We start from the raw sequence: 15,775 nt of genomic DNA, 5'->3' as shown, positions 1-15,775 counted from the left end.
CAGAATCACAGCAGGCTGATCTGTTCCTCGCCCCGGTCCTCCTCCTTGAGCAGGGCCCCCGCCACCGGCAGGGACCGGGCCCGGTACCGGGCGGCGTTGACAATGGTGGTATCCGCCAGCGGGACAGCCTTTTCCACCTTCCACTTGGGCTTGAGGGTCATGACGTTGACCCCCTGGGTGGAGCGGGTGGTCTTGGGGGTGAGGGCGGCGGTGTGGAACACCAGGCACCGGCCCTCGGTGGAGGTAACTGCCACCTCCAGATCCTCCTTGATGTGGAGGGCGGCGGCCAGGGGGGACTTGTCGGAGTAGGCGCCGGTGAGCTTTCTCCGCTTGGTCTGAGTCTGGTAGGCGGCCACCTCCACCCGGGCTACCTTGCCGTTTTCAAAGAAGAAGAGGATATGGCCGGAGTAGTCGCTGGTCAGGCAGGCCCACACAAAGCTCTCGCCGGGGTCCATGCCCAGCTTGGTGGGCAAAAAGTCGCCCAGCACGCTGGCCTTGGCGTCGTCAAACTCGCTGAGGGGGGCCTTGTAGCACTGCTGCTTGTCGGTAAACACCAATAGCATATCCCGGTTGTTCCCCTCCCAGTACAGGTAGGGGCCGTCCCCCTCCTTGTACTTCTGCTCGCTGCTCATGCGGAGAGACTGGGGGGTGATCTTCTTGAAGTAGCCCTCCCTGGAGCAGAACACATGGACGGGATAGTCGGGGGTCTCGTCCTCCTCCGCCTCGGCGCCGGCGGCCTGATAGTCGTAGACGATCTCGGTGCGCCGGGGAGAGGCGTACTTCTTCTTCACCGCCGAGAGTTCCTGGGAAATAATCTTCTTGATGCGGCCCGGGTTGTTGACGATGTCCTGGAGGTCGGCGATCTCCTCCTCCAGCCCGGCCACCTCTTCAATACGCTTGAGGATATACTCCTTGTTGATGTTGCGCAGCTTAATGTCGGCCACATATTCCGCCTGGATGTTGTCGATGCCGAAGCCGATCATCAGGTTGGGCACCACCTCGGCGTCCTCCTCGGTCTCCCGGATGATCTTGATGGCCCGGTCAATGTCCAGCAGGATCTTTTTCAGGCCTTTGAGCAGGTGGAGCTTCTCCTGCTTTTTCTTCATCACATAGTAGGTCCGGCGGCGCACGCCGTCCATCCGCCAGCCGGTCCACTCCTCCAAAATCTCTCCCACGCCCATGACCCGGGGCATCCCGGCAATGAGGATATTGAAGTTGCAGGAGCAGGCGTCCTGGAGGGTGGTGGACTTGAACAGCTTGGCCATCAGCTTATCCGGGTCGGTGCCCCGCTTCAGGTCAATGGTGATCTTCAGGCCGTTCAGGTCGGTCTCATCCCGCATATCGGCAATCTCTTTGATCTTGCCCGCCTTGATGAGCTCGGCCACCTTGTCCATGATGGCCTCCACCGTGGTGGTGTAGGGGATCTCGTACACCTCGATGAGGTTCTCGCTCTTCAGGTAGCGCCACCGGGCCCGCACCTGGAAGGAGCCCCGGCCGGTGTCGTAGATCTGCCGCAGGGCGGCCTCGTCATATAACAGCTCGCCGCCGGTGGGGAAGTCGGGGGCCTTCAGATACTCCATCAGGTTGACCCTGGGGTTTTTCAGATAGGCCGCCGTGGCGTCGCACACCTCAGCCAGGTTGAAGCCGCACAGGTTGGAGGCCATACCCACGGCGATGCCCTGGTTGGCGCTCACCAGCACGTTGGGGAAGGTGGTGGGCAGCAGGGTGGGCTCTTTCATGGAGCCGTCGTAGTTGTCCACAAAGTCCACCGTGTCCTGGTCGATGTCCCGGAAGAGCTCGGCGCAGATGGGGTCTAAGCGCACCTCGGTGTAACGGCTGGCCGCCCAGGCCATGTCCCGGGAGTACACCTTACCGAAGTTACCCTTGGAGTCCACCAGGGGGTGGAGCAGGGCGCCGTAGCCCCGGGAGAGGCGCACCATGGTGTCGTAGATGGCGGCGTCGCCGTGGGGGTTTAATTTCATGGTCTGGCCCACCACGTTGGCGCTCTTGGTCCGGTTGCCGCCCAGCAGGTGCATCTGGTACATGGTGTACAGCAGCTTGCGGTGGGAGGGCTTGAACCCGTCGATCTCCGGGATGGCCCGGGAGACGATAACGCTCATGGCGTAGGGCATATAGTTGAGCTCCAACGTCTCGGTAATGGGCTGCTCCAGCACCTCGGGCCGCAGGCCCATGACGTTGGGGTTGTTGACCTTCTTCGCCCCCTCCTGGGGGTCCTTTTTCTTTGCCAAATCAAATCATTCCTTTGTCAGTACAGACTGGCCGCTTTCAGTGGTTAGAATTATATCATTCCTTTGAAAAAAACGCAATTCATCGCCGTAAAGCGCCAAAACAAAGACCGGCGGCCCGCGCAACGCGCAGACCGCCGGAAGGGTTTACTCCATAACAGGAATGGTGACGTAGGTGCCGGTGCAGTCCACCGTAAAGTTGGTGACGGTCTCGGGCCAGTAGGTAACCTCCGGGTCCACGGAGTAGAGCACCAGGGCCAGCTGGTGGCCGGCCTCCACGGTGTAGTCCATGGGCTGGAGCTCCAGCTGGAAGGTGTAGAACTCGCCGGGGGTCACGGTGTCCACATTGTAGATGGAGGTGCGGTTCTGGATGTCCATCCAGCCACGGGTGATAATCTTGTGATCGGTCTGGGTCAGGGCAAACTGCTGCAGGTCCTTGGCCGTCAGGCCGCCGCCCTGCCACACCGCGCCGCTCTCCAGGGTCTCGGTGGCCACAGCCTCGCTGTACTGCTCCAGCATGACGGCCTTCATGCCGCCCTCGGGGGCCAGATCCACCAGCATAGCGCTGAGGATACCGGTGGGCTGGTCGGCGCTGGCCTTGATGGTGACAGTGGGAGTGCCGTTGATGTGCAGGTCCTCCTCCACATCGAAGGTGAACACCTTGCTGGCGCTGGTGCTGCCGGAGATCACATCGTTCTCCCAGGCGTAGGCCATGTCGGTGCAGTACTCGATCCAGCCGTCGCCGGTGTCAGCCAGAGAGGTGTCGAAGCTGGTGGCGGACAGGTCGCTGGAAAAGGCCGCCTGGCCCTCCCCGGCGTCAAAGCGCACGGTGGTGTCGCTGCCCCAGCTGTCATAGCTGGCCCAGCTCAGGTCGGTGTTGCTCTGGATGCGGACGTTGGCCTCGTCCTCGGCGCCGTTGTCCACCCCGTACAGGTAGTGGGCATACCAGCGGCCCAGGATGCCGTTCAGGTCCAGGCCGTCGATCTGGTCGGGGGTCATGTGGGCGCCCTGGTGGAGGACCAGCTTGGCCTCCTGACCGGCGGATTGGAAGGCGTCATACATCAGGTTAAACTGCTTGGGCCGCACGTTGAAGTCGTTGAGGCCGTGGGTGATGAGGGCGGAGCAGTTCAGGTTCTCCGCGCCGTTGGTGTAGTTGCGCTCGTCCCAGAAGAAGTTGTAGTCGCCGGAAAGGGCGTCCTGCTCCTCCACCATGCCGCTGAGGTAGCGCTCATAGTCCAGCTGAATGGTGGAGTAATCCGCCCCGTCCAGCTGGCGGGACATACAGTAGTCGGCCAGGATGTTGCAGTCGTCGCCGGGGTAGTACAGGCCGCCCGCCGCGGTGCCCTGGGAGCGGTAGTAGTCGTACCAGCTGGCGATGCCCGCCCGGGGCACGATGGTCTTGAGGCCCTCCACGCCGGTGGAGGCCACGGCAAAGGCGGTGGAACCGGCATAGGACTGGCCGGTCATAGCCACATTGCCGTTGGACCAGTCGGCCTTTACCTCAATGCCGGAGGTCTTGTCGGTGTAAGCCTTCACGCTCTCGTCCCCGGCCAGCCACTGCACCACCGCGGCAAAGGCGGCGGTCTCATCGGCGCTGGCGCAGGTCTCAAAGCCGTCGGAGCCCAGGGTGCCCGGTCCGGCGCAGGACACATAGGCGTAGCCCCGCACCAGCCAGTAGTCATAGGAATCCACGTTTTCGGTGGTCTCCCACACATCGCCGCCGTCTCCGGCCTTGCCGGTGCCGGTCACGGTCTGCCGGGTCAATTTGGCATCCTCGGTGTCGGCGGCAGTCCAGTCCCAGTCCTCCTTGGTCGTGGTGGTGGACTGCTGGGCCTGGGTGAGCTGGGCGTCCACAATGTGGGCATTCCAGGTGTCCAGGTCATAGGCGTCGGTGCAGCCGGCGGAGTAGGGCCGGGCCTCAAAAATGGTGGCGGCCTTCATCCCCTCGTCGGTGGCGGCGGGGCGCTGGATCAGCACCTTGACCAGGTCGGCCTTGCCGTCGCTGTCGGTGTCCACGGGGGTCTCCACATACACCACTTCCCGGATGATGGTATCATAGGGGAAGATGGGCTGGGCCTCGCCGTTGACGAACAGGGGCGCGGGGGTCTCGGCCTGGATGGTCTCCCGGTACTGAGCGGCAAGCTCCGCCATCTCCTTCAGGGAGCTTTCGGTCAGTACGTCCCCTCCGGCCAGAGTCAGGCTGTCGGCCAGGGCGCTGTAATCGTTGGGCCAGGCGCCGATCTGTTTGTCGCTCAGACCCGCCCAGCGCATCAGGGCGGTGGCCGCCTCCAGCGGGGTGGCGGTACGCTGGGGCTGGAAGGCTCCGCCGCCGCTGCCCTGCATCAGGCCCTTGTCCTGGAGCAGATTGGCGGCGCCCTGACAGGCCGCGTCATCCGCCACGTCGGTGTAGACGCTGGGCTGGGCCTCGTAGGTCTCCAGCTCCTGGGTGTAGCCGCACAGCTCCACCAGCTGCTGGGCCAGCTCCCCCCGGGTCAGCCCCTGGTCAGCGGCAAAAGCGGGGGTGAGCAGGCTCCCGCAGAGCGCCAGGGTAAGACCACAAGAAAGCAATTTCCTCAAAATGATCCCTCCTGATCCATATTTTGTATTCTCCTGAATACGATGCGGATAAATTATAGCAAACAGCGGTTATTTTTGCAAGAATATACAGGCCGGGATCTTTTCAGATCCCGGCCTGTATCCGTTACGAAATATCCGCCAGTTCCAGATATTTATATCCATTTTCTGCAATGTGGTCTTTCCGCCCCTGGAGGTTGTCCCCCAGCAGCAGGTCAAAGACCCGGGCGGTGTTTTCCACATCCTCGGGCATGACCTTGATGAGCCGCCTGGTCTCGGGGTTCATGGTGGTGAGCCACATCATATCGGGCTCGTTCTCGCCCAGACCTTTGGAGCGGTTGATGGAGCACTTCTTGCCCGCCAGCTCGCCGTTTACAATGTCGTTCTTCTCGGCGTCGGAGTAGGCGAACCAGGTCTTTTCCTTATAATTGATCTCATACAGGGGGGATTCCGCGATATACACATAGCCCCGCTGGATGAGGGTGGGGGTGAGGCGGTAGAGCATGGTCAGAATCAGGGTGCGGATCTGGAAGCCGTCCACGTCGGCATCGGTACAGATGACGATCTTGTTCCACCGCAGGTTCATGAGGTCGAAGGCGGCCAGATCCTTGGCGTGCTTGTCGTGGACCTCCACGCCGCAGCCCAGCACCTTCAAAAGATCGGTGATGATCTCGCTCTTGAAGATCTTGGCATAGTCGGCCTTGAGGCAATTCAAAATCTTGCCCCGGACGGGCATGATGCCCTGGAACTCCGCGTCCCGGCTCAGCTTGACGCTGCCCAGAGCCGAGTCGCCCTCCACGATATACAGCTCCCGGCGGGTGGTGTCCTTGGTGCGGCAGTCCACAAACTTCTGCACCCGGTTGGAGATATCCACATTGCCGGACAGCTTCTTCTTGATGTTCAGCCGGGTGCGCTCGGCGTTCTCCCGGGAGCGCTTGTTGATGAGCACCTGCTCGCCGATCTTGGCGGCGTCGAAGGGGTTCTCGATGAAGTAGACCTCCAGCTGGGAGCGGAGGAACTCGGTCATGGCCTCCTGGACGAACTTGTTGGTGATGGCCTTCTTGGTCTGGTTCTCGTAGGAGGTCTGGGTGGAGAAGTTGTTGCTCACCAGCACCAGACAGTCCTCCACGTCGGCCCAGGTCAGCTTGCTCTCGTTCTTCTGGTACTTGCCCTGGGATTTCAGCCAGGCGTCAATTCCGTTGACAAAGGCCGACTTCACCGCCTTCTCAGGGGAGCCGCCGTGCTCCAGCCAGGAGGAGTTGTGGTAGTGCTCGATGACCTGCACCGTGTTGGAGAAGCAGAAGGAGACCGACAGCTTCACCTTGTACTCGTCCTTGTCCGCCCGGTCCCGGCCCCGGCGCTCGGTCTGCCAGAACACCGGCTGGGTCAGGGGGTTGTCCCCCGCCAGCTCCTTCACATAGTCCTCGATGCCGTTTTCATACTTGAAGTCGGTGGTCTCGAACTTGCCCCCCACCTGATTGCGAAACCGGAAGGTAATACCGGCGTTGACCACCGCCTGCCGCTTGAGCACATCCAGGTAGTACTCCACCGGAATGTCGATGTCGGTGAACACGTCCAGGTCGGGCAGCCAGCGGAACCTGGAGCCGGTCTTTTTGCCGCTGTAGGGCTCCTTCTTCAGGCCGCCCACGTTCTCGCCCTTCTCAAAGTGGAGGGTGTACTCAAAGCCGTCCCGGTGGATCACCGCGTCGAAGTAGCGGCTGGCGTACTGGGTGGCGCAGGAGCCCAGGCCGTTGAGGCCCAGGGAGTACTCGTAGTTGTCGCCGGAGTTGTTGTTGTACTTGCCGCCGGCGTACAGTTCGCAGAACACCAGCTCCCAGTTGTACTTCTGCTCTTTCTCGTTCCAGTCCACCGGGCAGCCCCGGCCGAAGTCCTCCACCTCGATGGACTTGTCCTCATACCGGGTGACGGTGATGAGATTGCCGTGGCCCTCTCTGGCCTCGTCGATGGCGTTGGACAGGATCTCAAACACCGCGTGTTCGCAGCCCTCCAGCCCGTCGGAGCCGAAGATGACGGCCGGGCGCTTGCGGACTCGATCCGCCCCCTTCAGGGAGGAAATGGAGTCGTTGCCGTAACTTTTTGGGGAAGAACTTCTTGCCATGGGCCTCTCCTCATATCGTAAAACTGCCGGCCCTCAGAGCCGGTGCAAAAGATGCGCATACGTTATTATATTACCCTATTCCCGCCCAAAGTGTCAAGAAAGGCCGGACCACGGCAATCCGTGGTCCGGCCCTGTTGCTTATGCGGCCATGTCCTCCAGTTCGGCCAGCGCCTCCCCCTGGGAGTCGGCGGAAAACCGGAAGCGTCCGGCGGCGTCGTATACCTCAATGTGTCCGTTTACATAGCGAAGTTCAAATTCCATGGTTCAGCGCTCCTTTCCTGTATCGTTGGGTACAGGATACCAGAGCAGCTGTCCAATAAAACGGACTATTCTTGCAAGTCAGCCTTAAATTGTTCCCACGCCTCCGGGTTTCGAACATAATAAAGGGGACATTCCTTGCCGGTGACATCGTAGTGCCGGATGACTTGGTCGGTGTCCAGGCGGTACTCGTCCATAAGCCAGCGGACCAGCTTGATAAGGGAGTCGTAGGTGGCCTGAGTGAAGGCCCCGGTGTCGTCGGGGTGGCAGCACTCAATGGAGATGGTGTCCACATTCCGGGGGCCGGTACAGTAGGCGATCTCGTCCAGGGGCACGTTGCAGATGATCTCCCCGTCCAGGCCGATGAGGAAATGGCTGGAGGCGTAGGTCTCTCCGGTGGTGGCCAGGTTTCGGAAGTAGCTGTTGTTCTGCTCCGCCGTGGTGCCCGGGTTGCCCACATAGTGGACCACCACGCCGTTGACCTCCTCCAGGGGCTCGCCGGGCCGGGAATAGGGATTGATGGGGAGCAGCTCCTCGGTGATCCAGTCGGGCAGATCGCCGGAGGGCTGGGGGGCGGAGAAGGCCAGCCGCCAGATCAGGAAGGCCGCTCCAATCAGCACAAGAATGATAAGGGCGGGCAGCAGAGGGGAACGGCGGCGTTTTTTCACACGGGTGGGCATGGGCTTGTCCCTCCTTTTGGGGCTAAAACGCAGAAACACAGGCCCGCCGCCTGTTGCGGGCCTGTGTTCCCAAGATCTGAAAAAGAGAGGAAAGAGAGGAGTGGCCTTTCTGACCACGCTGTTATCCTATCCTCTCCCTGTGAACCCGTTTTGAACCGAATATGAACGTTTTGTAAAGCCTGATCCTGGTTATTCTGCCAGGGTCTTGGCCACGTCGGCCAGGTAATTCTGCTCCAGGTCCTCGATCTTGCCGGCGTCGCAGGCGGCGGCCACAGCGGGATCCATGGGCAGGCGGGCCAGCACCTTCAGGCCCAGACCGGCGGCCACCTGGTCAATGTGGCTCTCGCCGAAGATGGCGTGGCGCTTGCCGCAGTCGGGGCACTGGAAGTAGGAGTAGTTCTCCACCAGGCCCAGCACGGGGATGTGCATCATCTCAGCCATCTTGACGGCCTTGGTGACGATCATGCTCACCAGGTCCTGGGGAGAGGTGACCACCACGATGCCGTCGATGGGCAGGGACTGGAACACGGTCAGGGGCACGTCGCCGGTTCCGGGAGGCATATCCACGAACATATAGTCCACGTCCCCCCAGATCACGTCGGTCCAGAACTGCTTGACGGTGCCGGCAATGACGGGCCCCCGCCAGATCACGGGGTCGGTCTCATGCTCGGTGAGCAGGTTGAGGCTCATGATGCCGATGCCGGTCTTGGTCTCGGCGGGGTAGATGCCCAGCTCGCTGCCCTCGGCCCGGGTGTGGATGCCGAAGGCGGCGGGGATGGAGGGGCCGGTGATGTCGGCGTCCAGCACGGCCACCTTCTTGCCCATGCGGCGCATGGCCACCGCCAGGGAGGAGGTCACCAGGCTCTTGCCCACGCCGCCCTTGCCGCTGACCACGGCAATGACCTTGCCGATGTGGGACAGGCCGTTGGCGGGAACGTGGAGATCCTGGGGGGCGGTGCGCTCGCCGCAGCTCTCGCCGCAGGAGGAACAGTTGTGGGTGCATTCTGACATGGTATTTTTCCTTCTTTCCTATGTTGTTACCAGGGATTGATATGGGAGAAGCGGGGGGACAAAGTCCCCCCTGGACATGATTAGTAGCTGTAGGTCCCGCCGCCGATAAACTCCCGGATGAGGGACTCGGGGGGTACCAGAGCCGGGTCCACCGGCTCAAAGTACCGGAAGGCGTCCACCAGATCGTGGAACTCATGATAGCGGGGGTTGTCGGCGGGGATCTGGTCCACCGCCTCTTTCAGGGCGTGGGCGTAGTTGGCAAACACCGACACCTCATAGGGCAGGGAGGAGTCGATGATGATATTGGCCCGGTTCTTGAAGGGGGAGATATACTTCTTCTCGCCCCGGCGCACATTATACCACATCAAAAGGGTTTCCAAAAGGTCTGTGCCCCGGAAATTATAGTCACGGACCGCCCGGCGGGAAATCCGCATCCAGGTGCCCTTAAACCGCAGTTCCTCCCCCTCCAGCACGTTGGAGCGGGCGGAGATGTACAGGCCGGTGGCCTCGGGGTGGCGGCCGAAGATGTCGTCGTTGAGGGCGTGGATGCCCTCAAAGATGGCGATCTCGTTTTTGTCCAGTTTCAGGAAGGTGCCCCGGCTGTCGTTGCGCATCTGCCGGGCAAACTCATACTTGGGTACCACCACCCACTCGCCCTGGGACAGCCGGGAGAAGGTCTCGTCCAGCAGGTCCAGGTCCAGCAGCACCGGGGACTCGTAGTCGATGTCCCCCTCAGGGGTGCGGGGGGCGGTCTTGCGGTTGAGGGTTTTATAGTAGTTGTCCATGGAGATGGCGTGGGTATTCACACCCCGGCGCTCCAGCTCCTGCTCCAGCTTGAGGGCGGTGGTGGTCTTGCCCGAGCCGGAGGGGCCGGACAGCAGCACGATGGGGCTCTCCTTCATCCGCTCCAGGATGCGGTCCACCGCCGACGCAATGCGGCTTTGATAGGCGGCGTCGCAGGCCTCCAGAAATCCCTTGGGGTCGGTGCGGATGCTCTGGTTGATCTCTTGCAGCTGATAGGGCATAACGGACCTCCTTACAGGGCGCCGTGGAAGCGGGCCACCCGCTCCTTTCCGGCGCAGACGGCGTCAATTTTCTCGATATACTCCTTGGGATACTTGGGGTTGGCCACCCGTTCGATGTGGCCGGTGGCCGGGTTGACCAGCTTGGTCACCCCGCCGCCTCCCAGGGAGACGATGGTGTGCAGCTCCTCCATCATGCAGATGTTATAGAGGCTCTCGGTGCCCGGCAGGCACCAGCCCACGTTCTCAAAGGAGCCGGACATATACTTCTGACGGTAGAGGTAATAGGGGATCTGCCCCGCCCCCCGCAGGGCGGCCCAGGCATACTCCAGCATGGCGGCCACCTCTTCATCGGCGGGCACGCCGCTCCCCTCCTCCATCAGCCGGGAACCCTTCTTCATGGCCAGGGTGTGGACGGTGATATTCTCCGGCGCCATGGCCAGCACCTGATCCAGGGAGGACCGGAAGCCGTCCACGCTGTCGGCGGGCAGACCGGCGATGAGATCCATGTTGACGCAGGGGATGCCGCTGTCCCGGGCCATGGCGTAGGCCCTGCGGATGTCCTCGGCCCGATGGGCCCGGCCCATGGCGGTGAGCACATGGTCCTGCATGGTCTGGGGATTCACCGACACCCGGCCGCAGCCCCGGCGGAAGAGAACCTCCAGCTTTTCCCGGGTAATGGTGTCGGGCCGCCCGGCCTCCACCGTGTACTCGGTGCAGGCGGACAGGTCAATGGAGTCGGCCAGCTCCCCCATGAGCCGGTCCAGCTGGGGGGCGGACAGGGTGGTGGGAGTGCCGCCGCCAAAGTAGACGGAGCGCACCTTCAGCCCCGCCCCCGCCAGCATCTCACCGGTAGCCTTGATTTCCCGGGAAAGGCAGTCCAGGAAGGGCTCGATAAGCTTGAGGGCACGGCCCACGTCGGCGGACACGAAGGAGCAGTAGGCGCACCGGGTGGGGCAGAAGGGGATGCCCACATAGAGGGACACCTCTTCCGGCCCCAGGCTCCGCTGGGCGTCCAGGCTGGCCTGGGCGCAGTCCATGGCCAGCTGCCGCCGCAGGGGGGACACCCGGTAGGTGTCCTTCAGCACCCGCTCGGCCTGAGCGGGGGTGGCGCCGGCCAGCATGGCCTTGGTGGGGATCTTCACCGGCCGCACGCCGGTCAACGCCCCCCAGGGGGGCTCGTTCCCACGGGCGGCCACCCCGGCGTCGTAGAAGGCCAGCTTCAGGATCCGCTGGAGGGCCCGGCTGGTGGAGAGGTCATCGGTGAGCTCTTCCAGTTTACACCGGCGGCTTGCCCCATATGACTGACCGTGGTAAGTCAGCCTGGCGGTGGCGGTGGCCCACAGCTTGCCCCGGCTCAGGGAGAGCACCAGATGGTCCTCCCCGGCAGCGGGGAGCTGGTCGTCGTATTCCGGCCGCTGGTCAGGAAAAAGCGTCAATAACATTTGCTCGGCGGCATATTTGTAGTCGTGGCCGCGGAGGTAGAGTTTCATAGCGGAATGATCCTTTCCGGGGAAATCAGATTACCCCATGGCCTGCTGCATATAGTAGTTGCTCTTCCGCTCGGCCTCCAGGGTGGACAGATCCATGTGGCCGGGGAGGACGTGGAAGTCCCCGGGCAGCCGGGCCAGCCGGGCCAGGGAGGCCATGATCTCCTCATAGCTGCCTCCGGGCAGGTCGGTGCGGCCCATGGAGCCCTGGAACAGGGTGTCGCCGGTGAAGAGGGCATCCCCCGCCATCAGGCACACCCCGCCGGGGGTGTGGCCGGGGGTGTGGATCACCTGCACGTCGATGCCTCCCACCTTCACCAGGTCGCCGTCGTCATAGGGCTTGGGGTCGGTGCCCAGCGGGGGAAACAACGGGCTGCCCAGCCGGGCGGCGTCGTCGGGATGGAGGTACACGGGGATGCCCGGCAACGCCTTGAGCAGCCCCGCCACGCCGGTGGTGTGGTCATAGTGGGCGTGGGTCAGCAGGATGGACTGGATCTCCACCCCGTCCTCCCTGGCCTGGGCCAGGATGCGGCCGGCCTCGTCGCCGGGGTCCACCACGGCGGCGGTGTGGGTGTCCTCGTCCTCCAGCAGATAGCAGTTGGTGCCGATGGGCCCCACCTGTAAAACACGAATTTTCATGGGATGTCTGCCCCCTTCTTTACATGGTATCGGTGTCCAGCAGAATGGTCACAGGACCGTCATTTTGAGAATAAACCTGCATATCGGCGCCGAATCCCCCACAGGGCCACGGCCCTGCGGGGACCCCGCATCTTTTGATCTGCTCGGGCGGAGTGAATCCGCCCGGCATCGAGGTTTTGCCTCTGGCAAAACGCTCGGACGCGCAAAGCGCGGGGGCGAATTCGGCGTTACATCTGGTCGGTGTCCAGCAGAATGGTCACAGGACCGTCGTTCTGACTATAAACCTGCATATCGGCGCCGAATTCGCCGTGCTGGACCTCAAAGCCCCGGCTGGCGCACTCGGCCATAAATTTCTCATACAGAGGGATGGCGATATCCGGCTTGGCGGCCCCGGAGAAGCCGGGACGGCGGGACTTGGTGTCGGCGTAGAGGGTGAACTGGCTCACCACCAGCAGGGACCCCCCCACCGCCTCCAGATTCAGGTTCATCTTTTCGTTCTCATCCTCAAAGATACGCAGGCCGCACACCTTGTCGGCCATCTTGACGGCCTGGGCCTCGGTATCGCCGGGGGCCACCCCCAGCAGCACCAGGAAGCCCTGGCCGATCTCGCCGTTCACCTTGCCGTCGATGGTGACGGAGGCATTCTTCACGCGGGTCACAACTGCACGCATAGTATAAATTCCTTTCTCATTTACCGATATTCACGGACAAACCCCTTGGCAAAAATGGGGTCAATATCGAACACCGCCTTGTCTCCGGCGGTACATTTCAGGTCGGTCACATCCACAATGGTCTCGATGGCGCCGATGCCCCCGATAACTCTGGCCTTCTGGCCGTTGACCCGGACGGTGATCTGCCGCTGGGTGAGCCAGCGGCGGATGGCGTCCAGCAGGCCTCCCGCCCAGGGGCGGCCCATGCCGAAGCCGTTCTGATACCCCACGGGGAGCACCGCCACCCGGGTGTTTTTCTTCAGGGGCGCGGGGGTGTTGCCCCCCACAATGTGGCCCTTGGGCACCCAGCGGGTCTCCTCCACCTTGACCTCGCCGTAGCCCACCCGGCGCAGGCCGTCTCCTCTGGCCCGGCGGCACCGGCCCATGAGGACGGTACCCGCCCGGACGCCCCCCAGCCGGGCGGCAGGATGGTGCATCAGCACATAGGACCCGGCGGCGTGGACGGTGCCCGTCTCAAATCCGGCGGCATGGATGGCCTCCACCGTTTTGGTGAACTCCTCCACCTGGGCCGCCAGGGCCTTGCCCTTGCGGCTCTTGGTGTATAGCTGGGTATACACCCCGGACACAGCGATGCTGGACAGGTCCCGGAAGGTGGACAGGATCTTCTCCGGCTCGCTGGAGAGAAAGCCCCCGAAGCCCATGCCGGTGTCAATCTGGATGTGGGCCTCGGCAATGGTGGACCGGGCCTCCGCCACCCCGTTGAGGGCCATGCCGCTGTCGTGGGAGCCCACGGTGCAGATCACGTTGAGATCCAGCAGCTGTTCCAGCTCCTCCCGGTCGGTGGTACAGCGGAGCATGAGGATCTCCTCCTCCACAAAGCCCGCCTTCCGCAGGGCGGCGGCCTCCGCCACCTCGGACACGGCGAAGCGGCCGATGCCCTCGGCCCGCAGGGCCTTTGCCAGCTCCACCAGACCGGCTCCCTGGCCGTCTCCGGTGACCACGCCGTAGATCACGGCGCCCCCCGCCCGCTCCTTGACCACGGAGATATTATTCTTCAGTGCATCCCGCTCGATGACCAGGGTTTTCATGGCTCCGCCGCCTTTCCGTGGATAGTCCTTTCCATTATATACTCCCTGCCGATTTGAGTCAATGAAAAGGGGACGGGCCTTGTGTTTGAGCGCAAAAAGTGCTATGATTAAACATTGATACAGACTTTTCGGGAGGAACCGTTTTGAACCGACAGACCACCAAAATTTCCCCCGCCGACGTGGCGCGTCAGCGGGACTTCTGCCAGAAACTGCACGAGCGCAACGCCGCCCGTCCCACCGCCCCCCTGGCCTTCGTGGACACCTACGGCTGCCAGCAGAACGAGGCCGACTCCGAGCGGCTGCGGGGCTACCTGCGGGAGATGGGCTACGACTTCACCGACAGCGAGGCGGAAGCCGATCTGATCCTCATCAACACCTGCGCCATCCGGGAGCACGCCGAGATGCGGGTGCTGGGCAACGTGGGCGCCCTGGTGCACACCAAGCGGGCCAAGCCCAACCAGCTCATCTGCGTGTGCGGCTGCATGGCTCAGGAGCCCCACCGTGCCCAGAAGATCAAGGAGAGCTACCGGCAGGTGGACCTGGTGTTCGGGCCCCACGCCCTGTGGCGGTTCCCGGAACTCCTGTACCGGCTGGTGACCCGCCGGGGCCGCATCTTCGACATCGCCGACGAGCCCGGCTCCATCGCCGAGGGCATCCCGGTGGTGCGTCAGGACAAGGTGAAGGCCTGGGTGTCCATCATGTACGGCTGCAACAACTTCTGCACCTACTGCATTGTGCCCTACGTCCGGGGCCGGGAGCGGTCCCGTCAGCCGGAGGTCATTCTGGAGGAGATCCGGGGCCTGGTGGCCGAGGGGTACAAGGACATCACCCTGCTGGGCCAGAACGTCAACTCCTACGGCAAGGATCTGGACGACCCCATGGACTTCGCAGACCTCTTGAAGGCGGCCTCCCAGATTCCGGGGGATTTCCTGCTGCGCTTTATGACCAGCCACCCCAAGGACGCCTCCCAGAAGCTCTTTGATACCATGGCGTCCTCCCCCAAGATCGCCCCCTGCTTCCACCTGCCCTTCCAGGCGGGCAGCGACCGGGTGCTGAAGGCCATGAACCGGGTATACGACCGGGCGGGCTACCTGGACAAGGTGCGCCGCCTGCGTGAGGCCATCCCCGACGTGGTCATCACCTCCGACGTCATTGTGGGATTTCCCGGGGAAACCGCCCAGGAGTTCGAGCAGACCATGACCCTGCTGGACGAGGTGCGGTTTGACGCCCTCTTTACCTTTATTTATTCCCCCCGTGTGGGCACCCCCGCCGCCAAGATGGACGACCCCGTCTCCAAGGAGGAGAAGGCGGCCTGGTTCCAGCGGCTGGTGGAGCGGCAGGACCAGATTTCCGAGGAAAAGCACAAGGCCTATATCGGCAAGACGGTGCGCTGCCTGGTGGACGGCACCGACGACAAGGGCCTCACTGCCCGCACCCCCGGCAACCGGCTGGTGCGCCTCACCGGGGACGAGTCCCTCATCGGCCAGTTTGTGGACGTGAAGATCACCGGGGCCAATAAGTGGTCTTTGATGGGGGAGAAGGCGGAGTAAAATACGGATTGCCACGCCAGTGCGCGCACTGGCTCGCAATGACAGGCAGGAGGACGGAGCCATGTATTACGCCTATATCCTGGCAAACGCCACCAATGTAGCCATTTACACCGGGGTAACCCGGGACCTGGTCTGCCGGGTCGCCCAGCACCGCGCCCATGCCGATCCCGCCAGCTATACCGCCCGTTATGATATTACAAAATTGGTCTATTTTGAGGCCACCCCATCCATCAAATCAGCCATTGCCCGAGAAAAGCAGATCAAATCCTGGTCCAGGAAACGAAAAAACGCCCTGGTCAACCGCCGGAATCCCGGATGGACTGATCTGTACCCCACACTATAGGGCCGTCATTGCGAGCCAGTGCGCACACTGGCGCGGCAATCCGTCCCTTTCCATTTCAATTATCATTTAGAAAAGGAGCGCCCG

At 62.6% G+C, this 15,775-nt stretch carries 14 protein-coding genes; 2 read left to right on the top strand and 12 right to left on the bottom strand.

Annotated features, from left to right (window positions below; translation table 11 throughout):
* Window positions 1-5: 5 nt before the first annotated feature.
* The 12 genes from IHN22_RS03120 to IHN22_RS03070 form a co-directional block, all read right to left on the bottom strand.
* The gene (locus IHN22_RS03120; protein ID WP_191433387.1) at window positions 6-2,249 is read right to left on the bottom strand and encodes a DNA gyrase/topoisomerase IV subunit A; all 2,244 of its coding nucleotides are present in this window, start codon (window positions 2,247-2,249) and stop codon (window positions 6-8) included.
* Between the two features lie 144 nt (window positions 2,250-2,393).
* On the bottom strand, window positions 2,394-4,823 hold the full coding sequence (locus IHN22_RS03115; RefSeq protein ID WP_191433385.1) for a Xaa-Pro dipeptidyl-peptidase: 2,430 nt from the start codon (window positions 4,821-4,823) through the stop codon (window positions 2,394-2,396).
* A 124-nt stretch (window positions 4,824-4,947) separates the two neighbouring features.
* On the bottom strand, window positions 4,948-6,939 hold the full coding sequence (locus IHN22_RS03110) for a DNA gyrase/topoisomerase IV subunit B (RefSeq protein ID WP_191433383.1): 1,992 nt from the start codon (window positions 6,937-6,939) through the stop codon (window positions 4,948-4,950).
* 138 nt (window positions 6,940-7,077) lie between these two features.
* Window positions 7,078-7,200 (bottom strand): hypothetical protein, encoded by a 123-nt coding sequence (locus IHN22_RS12755; protein WP_275533400.1) that lies wholly within the window; start codon window positions 7,198-7,200, stop codon window positions 7,078-7,080.
* A 65-nt stretch (window positions 7,201-7,265) separates the two neighbouring features.
* A complete protein-coding gene (locus IHN22_RS03105; RefSeq protein WP_191433382.1) occupies window positions 7,266-7,877 on the bottom strand; it encodes a peptidoglycan recognition protein family protein in 612 nt (203 codons plus the stop codon).
* 189 nt (window positions 7,878-8,066) lie between these two features.
* Window positions 8,067-8,888, bottom strand: a complete 822-nt coding sequence (locus IHN22_RS03100; protein WP_191433381.1) for an Mrp/NBP35 family ATP-binding protein — start codon at window positions 8,886-8,888, stop codon at window positions 8,067-8,069.
* Between the two features lie 80 nt (window positions 8,889-8,968).
* Complete coding sequence (locus IHN22_RS03095; protein WP_191433380.1) at window positions 8,969-9,913, bottom strand: uridine kinase family protein; 945 nt, start codon at window positions 9,911-9,913, stop codon at window positions 8,969-8,971.
* A gap of 11 nt (window positions 9,914-9,924) precedes the next feature.
* Entirely contained in the window at window positions 9,925-11,403 is a 1,479-nt protein-coding gene (gene hemZ, locus IHN22_RS03090) for a coproporphyrinogen dehydrogenase HemZ (RefSeq protein ID WP_191433379.1), read from the bottom strand.
* Window positions 11,404-11,433: 30 nt separating this feature from the next.
* Window positions 11,434-12,039, bottom strand: a complete 606-nt coding sequence (locus tag IHN22_RS03085; RefSeq protein WP_191433378.1) for an MBL fold metallo-hydrolase — start codon at window positions 12,037-12,039, stop codon at window positions 11,434-11,436.
* A 19-nt stretch (window positions 12,040-12,058) separates the two neighbouring features.
* On the bottom strand, window positions 12,059-12,208 hold the full coding sequence (locus IHN22_RS12750) for a D-aminoacyl-tRNA deacylase (protein ID WP_275532727.1): 150 nt from the start codon (window positions 12,206-12,208) through the stop codon (window positions 12,059-12,061).
* Window positions 12,209-12,266: 58 nt separating this feature from the next.
* On the bottom strand, window positions 12,267-12,710 hold the full coding sequence (gene dtd / locus IHN22_RS03075; protein WP_191433377.1) for a D-aminoacyl-tRNA deacylase: 444 nt from the start codon (window positions 12,708-12,710) through the stop codon (window positions 12,267-12,269).
* 20 nt (window positions 12,711-12,730) lie between these two features.
* On the bottom strand, window positions 12,731-13,798 hold the full coding sequence (locus IHN22_RS03070) for an alanine racemase (RefSeq protein ID WP_191433376.1): 1,068 nt from the start codon (window positions 13,796-13,798) through the stop codon (window positions 12,731-12,733).
* A gap of 143 nt (window positions 13,799-13,941) precedes the next feature.
* Between IHN22_RS03070 and miaB the strand changes: the two genes are divergently transcribed.
* Window positions 13,942-15,348: a tRNA (N6-isopentenyl adenosine(37)-C2)-methylthiotransferase MiaB gene (gene miaB / locus IHN22_RS03065; RefSeq protein WP_191433375.1), complete on the top strand. Its 1,407-nt coding sequence runs from the start codon at window positions 13,942-13,944 to the stop codon at window positions 15,346-15,348.
* A 61-nt stretch (window positions 15,349-15,409) separates the two neighbouring features.
* Complete coding sequence (locus IHN22_RS03060) at window positions 15,410-15,691, top strand: GIY-YIG nuclease family protein (RefSeq protein ID WP_191433374.1); 282 nt, start codon at window positions 15,410-15,412, stop codon at window positions 15,689-15,691.
* Window positions 15,692-15,775 lie beyond the last annotated feature (84 nt).

The sequence above is a fragment of the Flavonifractor sp. An112 genome (genome assembly GCF_904377885.1).
Lineage (GTDB): Bacteria > Bacillota > Clostridia > Oscillospirales > Oscillospiraceae > Flavonifractor > Flavonifractor avicola.
The sequence above is the reverse complement of the archived record's forward strand: the minus strand, read 5'-3'. Positions and strand labels throughout refer to the sequence as shown.

What these genes read in the sequence shown, in the direction of transcription:
- IHN22_RS03070 (WP_191433376.1), bottom strand. Translation starts at nt 13,798, where the DNA reads ATGAAAACCCTGGTCATCGAGCGGGATGCACTGAAGAATAATATCTCC.
- IHN22_RS03105 (WP_191433382.1), bottom strand. Translation starts at nt 7,877, where the DNA reads ATGCCCACCCGTGTGAAAAAACGCCGCCGTTCCCCTCTGCTGCCCGCC.
- hemZ (WP_191433379.1), bottom strand. Translation starts at nt 11,403, where the DNA reads ATGAAACTCTACCTCCGCGGCCACGACTACAAATATGCCGCCGAGCAA.
- IHN22_RS03095 (WP_191433380.1), bottom strand. Translation starts at nt 9,913, where the DNA reads ATGCCCTATCAGCTGCAAGAGATCAACCAGAGCATCCGCACCGACCCC.
- IHN22_RS03060 (WP_191433374.1), top strand. Translation starts at nt 15,410, where the DNA reads ATGTATTACGCCTATATCCTGGCAAACGCCACCAATGTAGCCATTTAC.
- IHN22_RS12755 (WP_275533400.1), bottom strand. Translation starts at nt 7,200, where the DNA reads ATGGAATTTGAACTTCGCTATGTAAACGGACACATTGAGGTATACGAC.
- IHN22_RS03100 (WP_191433381.1), bottom strand. Translation starts at nt 8,888, where the DNA reads ATGTCAGAATGCACCCACAACTGTTCCTCCTGCGGCGAGAGCTGCGGC.
- IHN22_RS03110 (WP_191433383.1), bottom strand. Translation starts at nt 6,939, where the DNA reads ATGGCAAGAAGTTCTTCCCCAAAAAGTTACGGCAACGACTCCATTTCC.
- IHN22_RS12750 (WP_275532727.1), bottom strand. Translation starts at nt 12,208, where the DNA reads ATGCCGGGCGGATTCACTCCGCCCGAGCAGATCAAAAGATGCGGGGTC.
- dtd (WP_191433377.1), bottom strand. Translation starts at nt 12,710, where the DNA reads ATGCGTGCAGTTGTGACCCGCGTGAAGAATGCCTCCGTCACCATCGAC.
- IHN22_RS03085 (WP_191433378.1), bottom strand. Translation starts at nt 12,039, where the DNA reads ATGAAAATTCGTGTTTTACAGGTGGGGCCCATCGGCACCAACTGCTAT.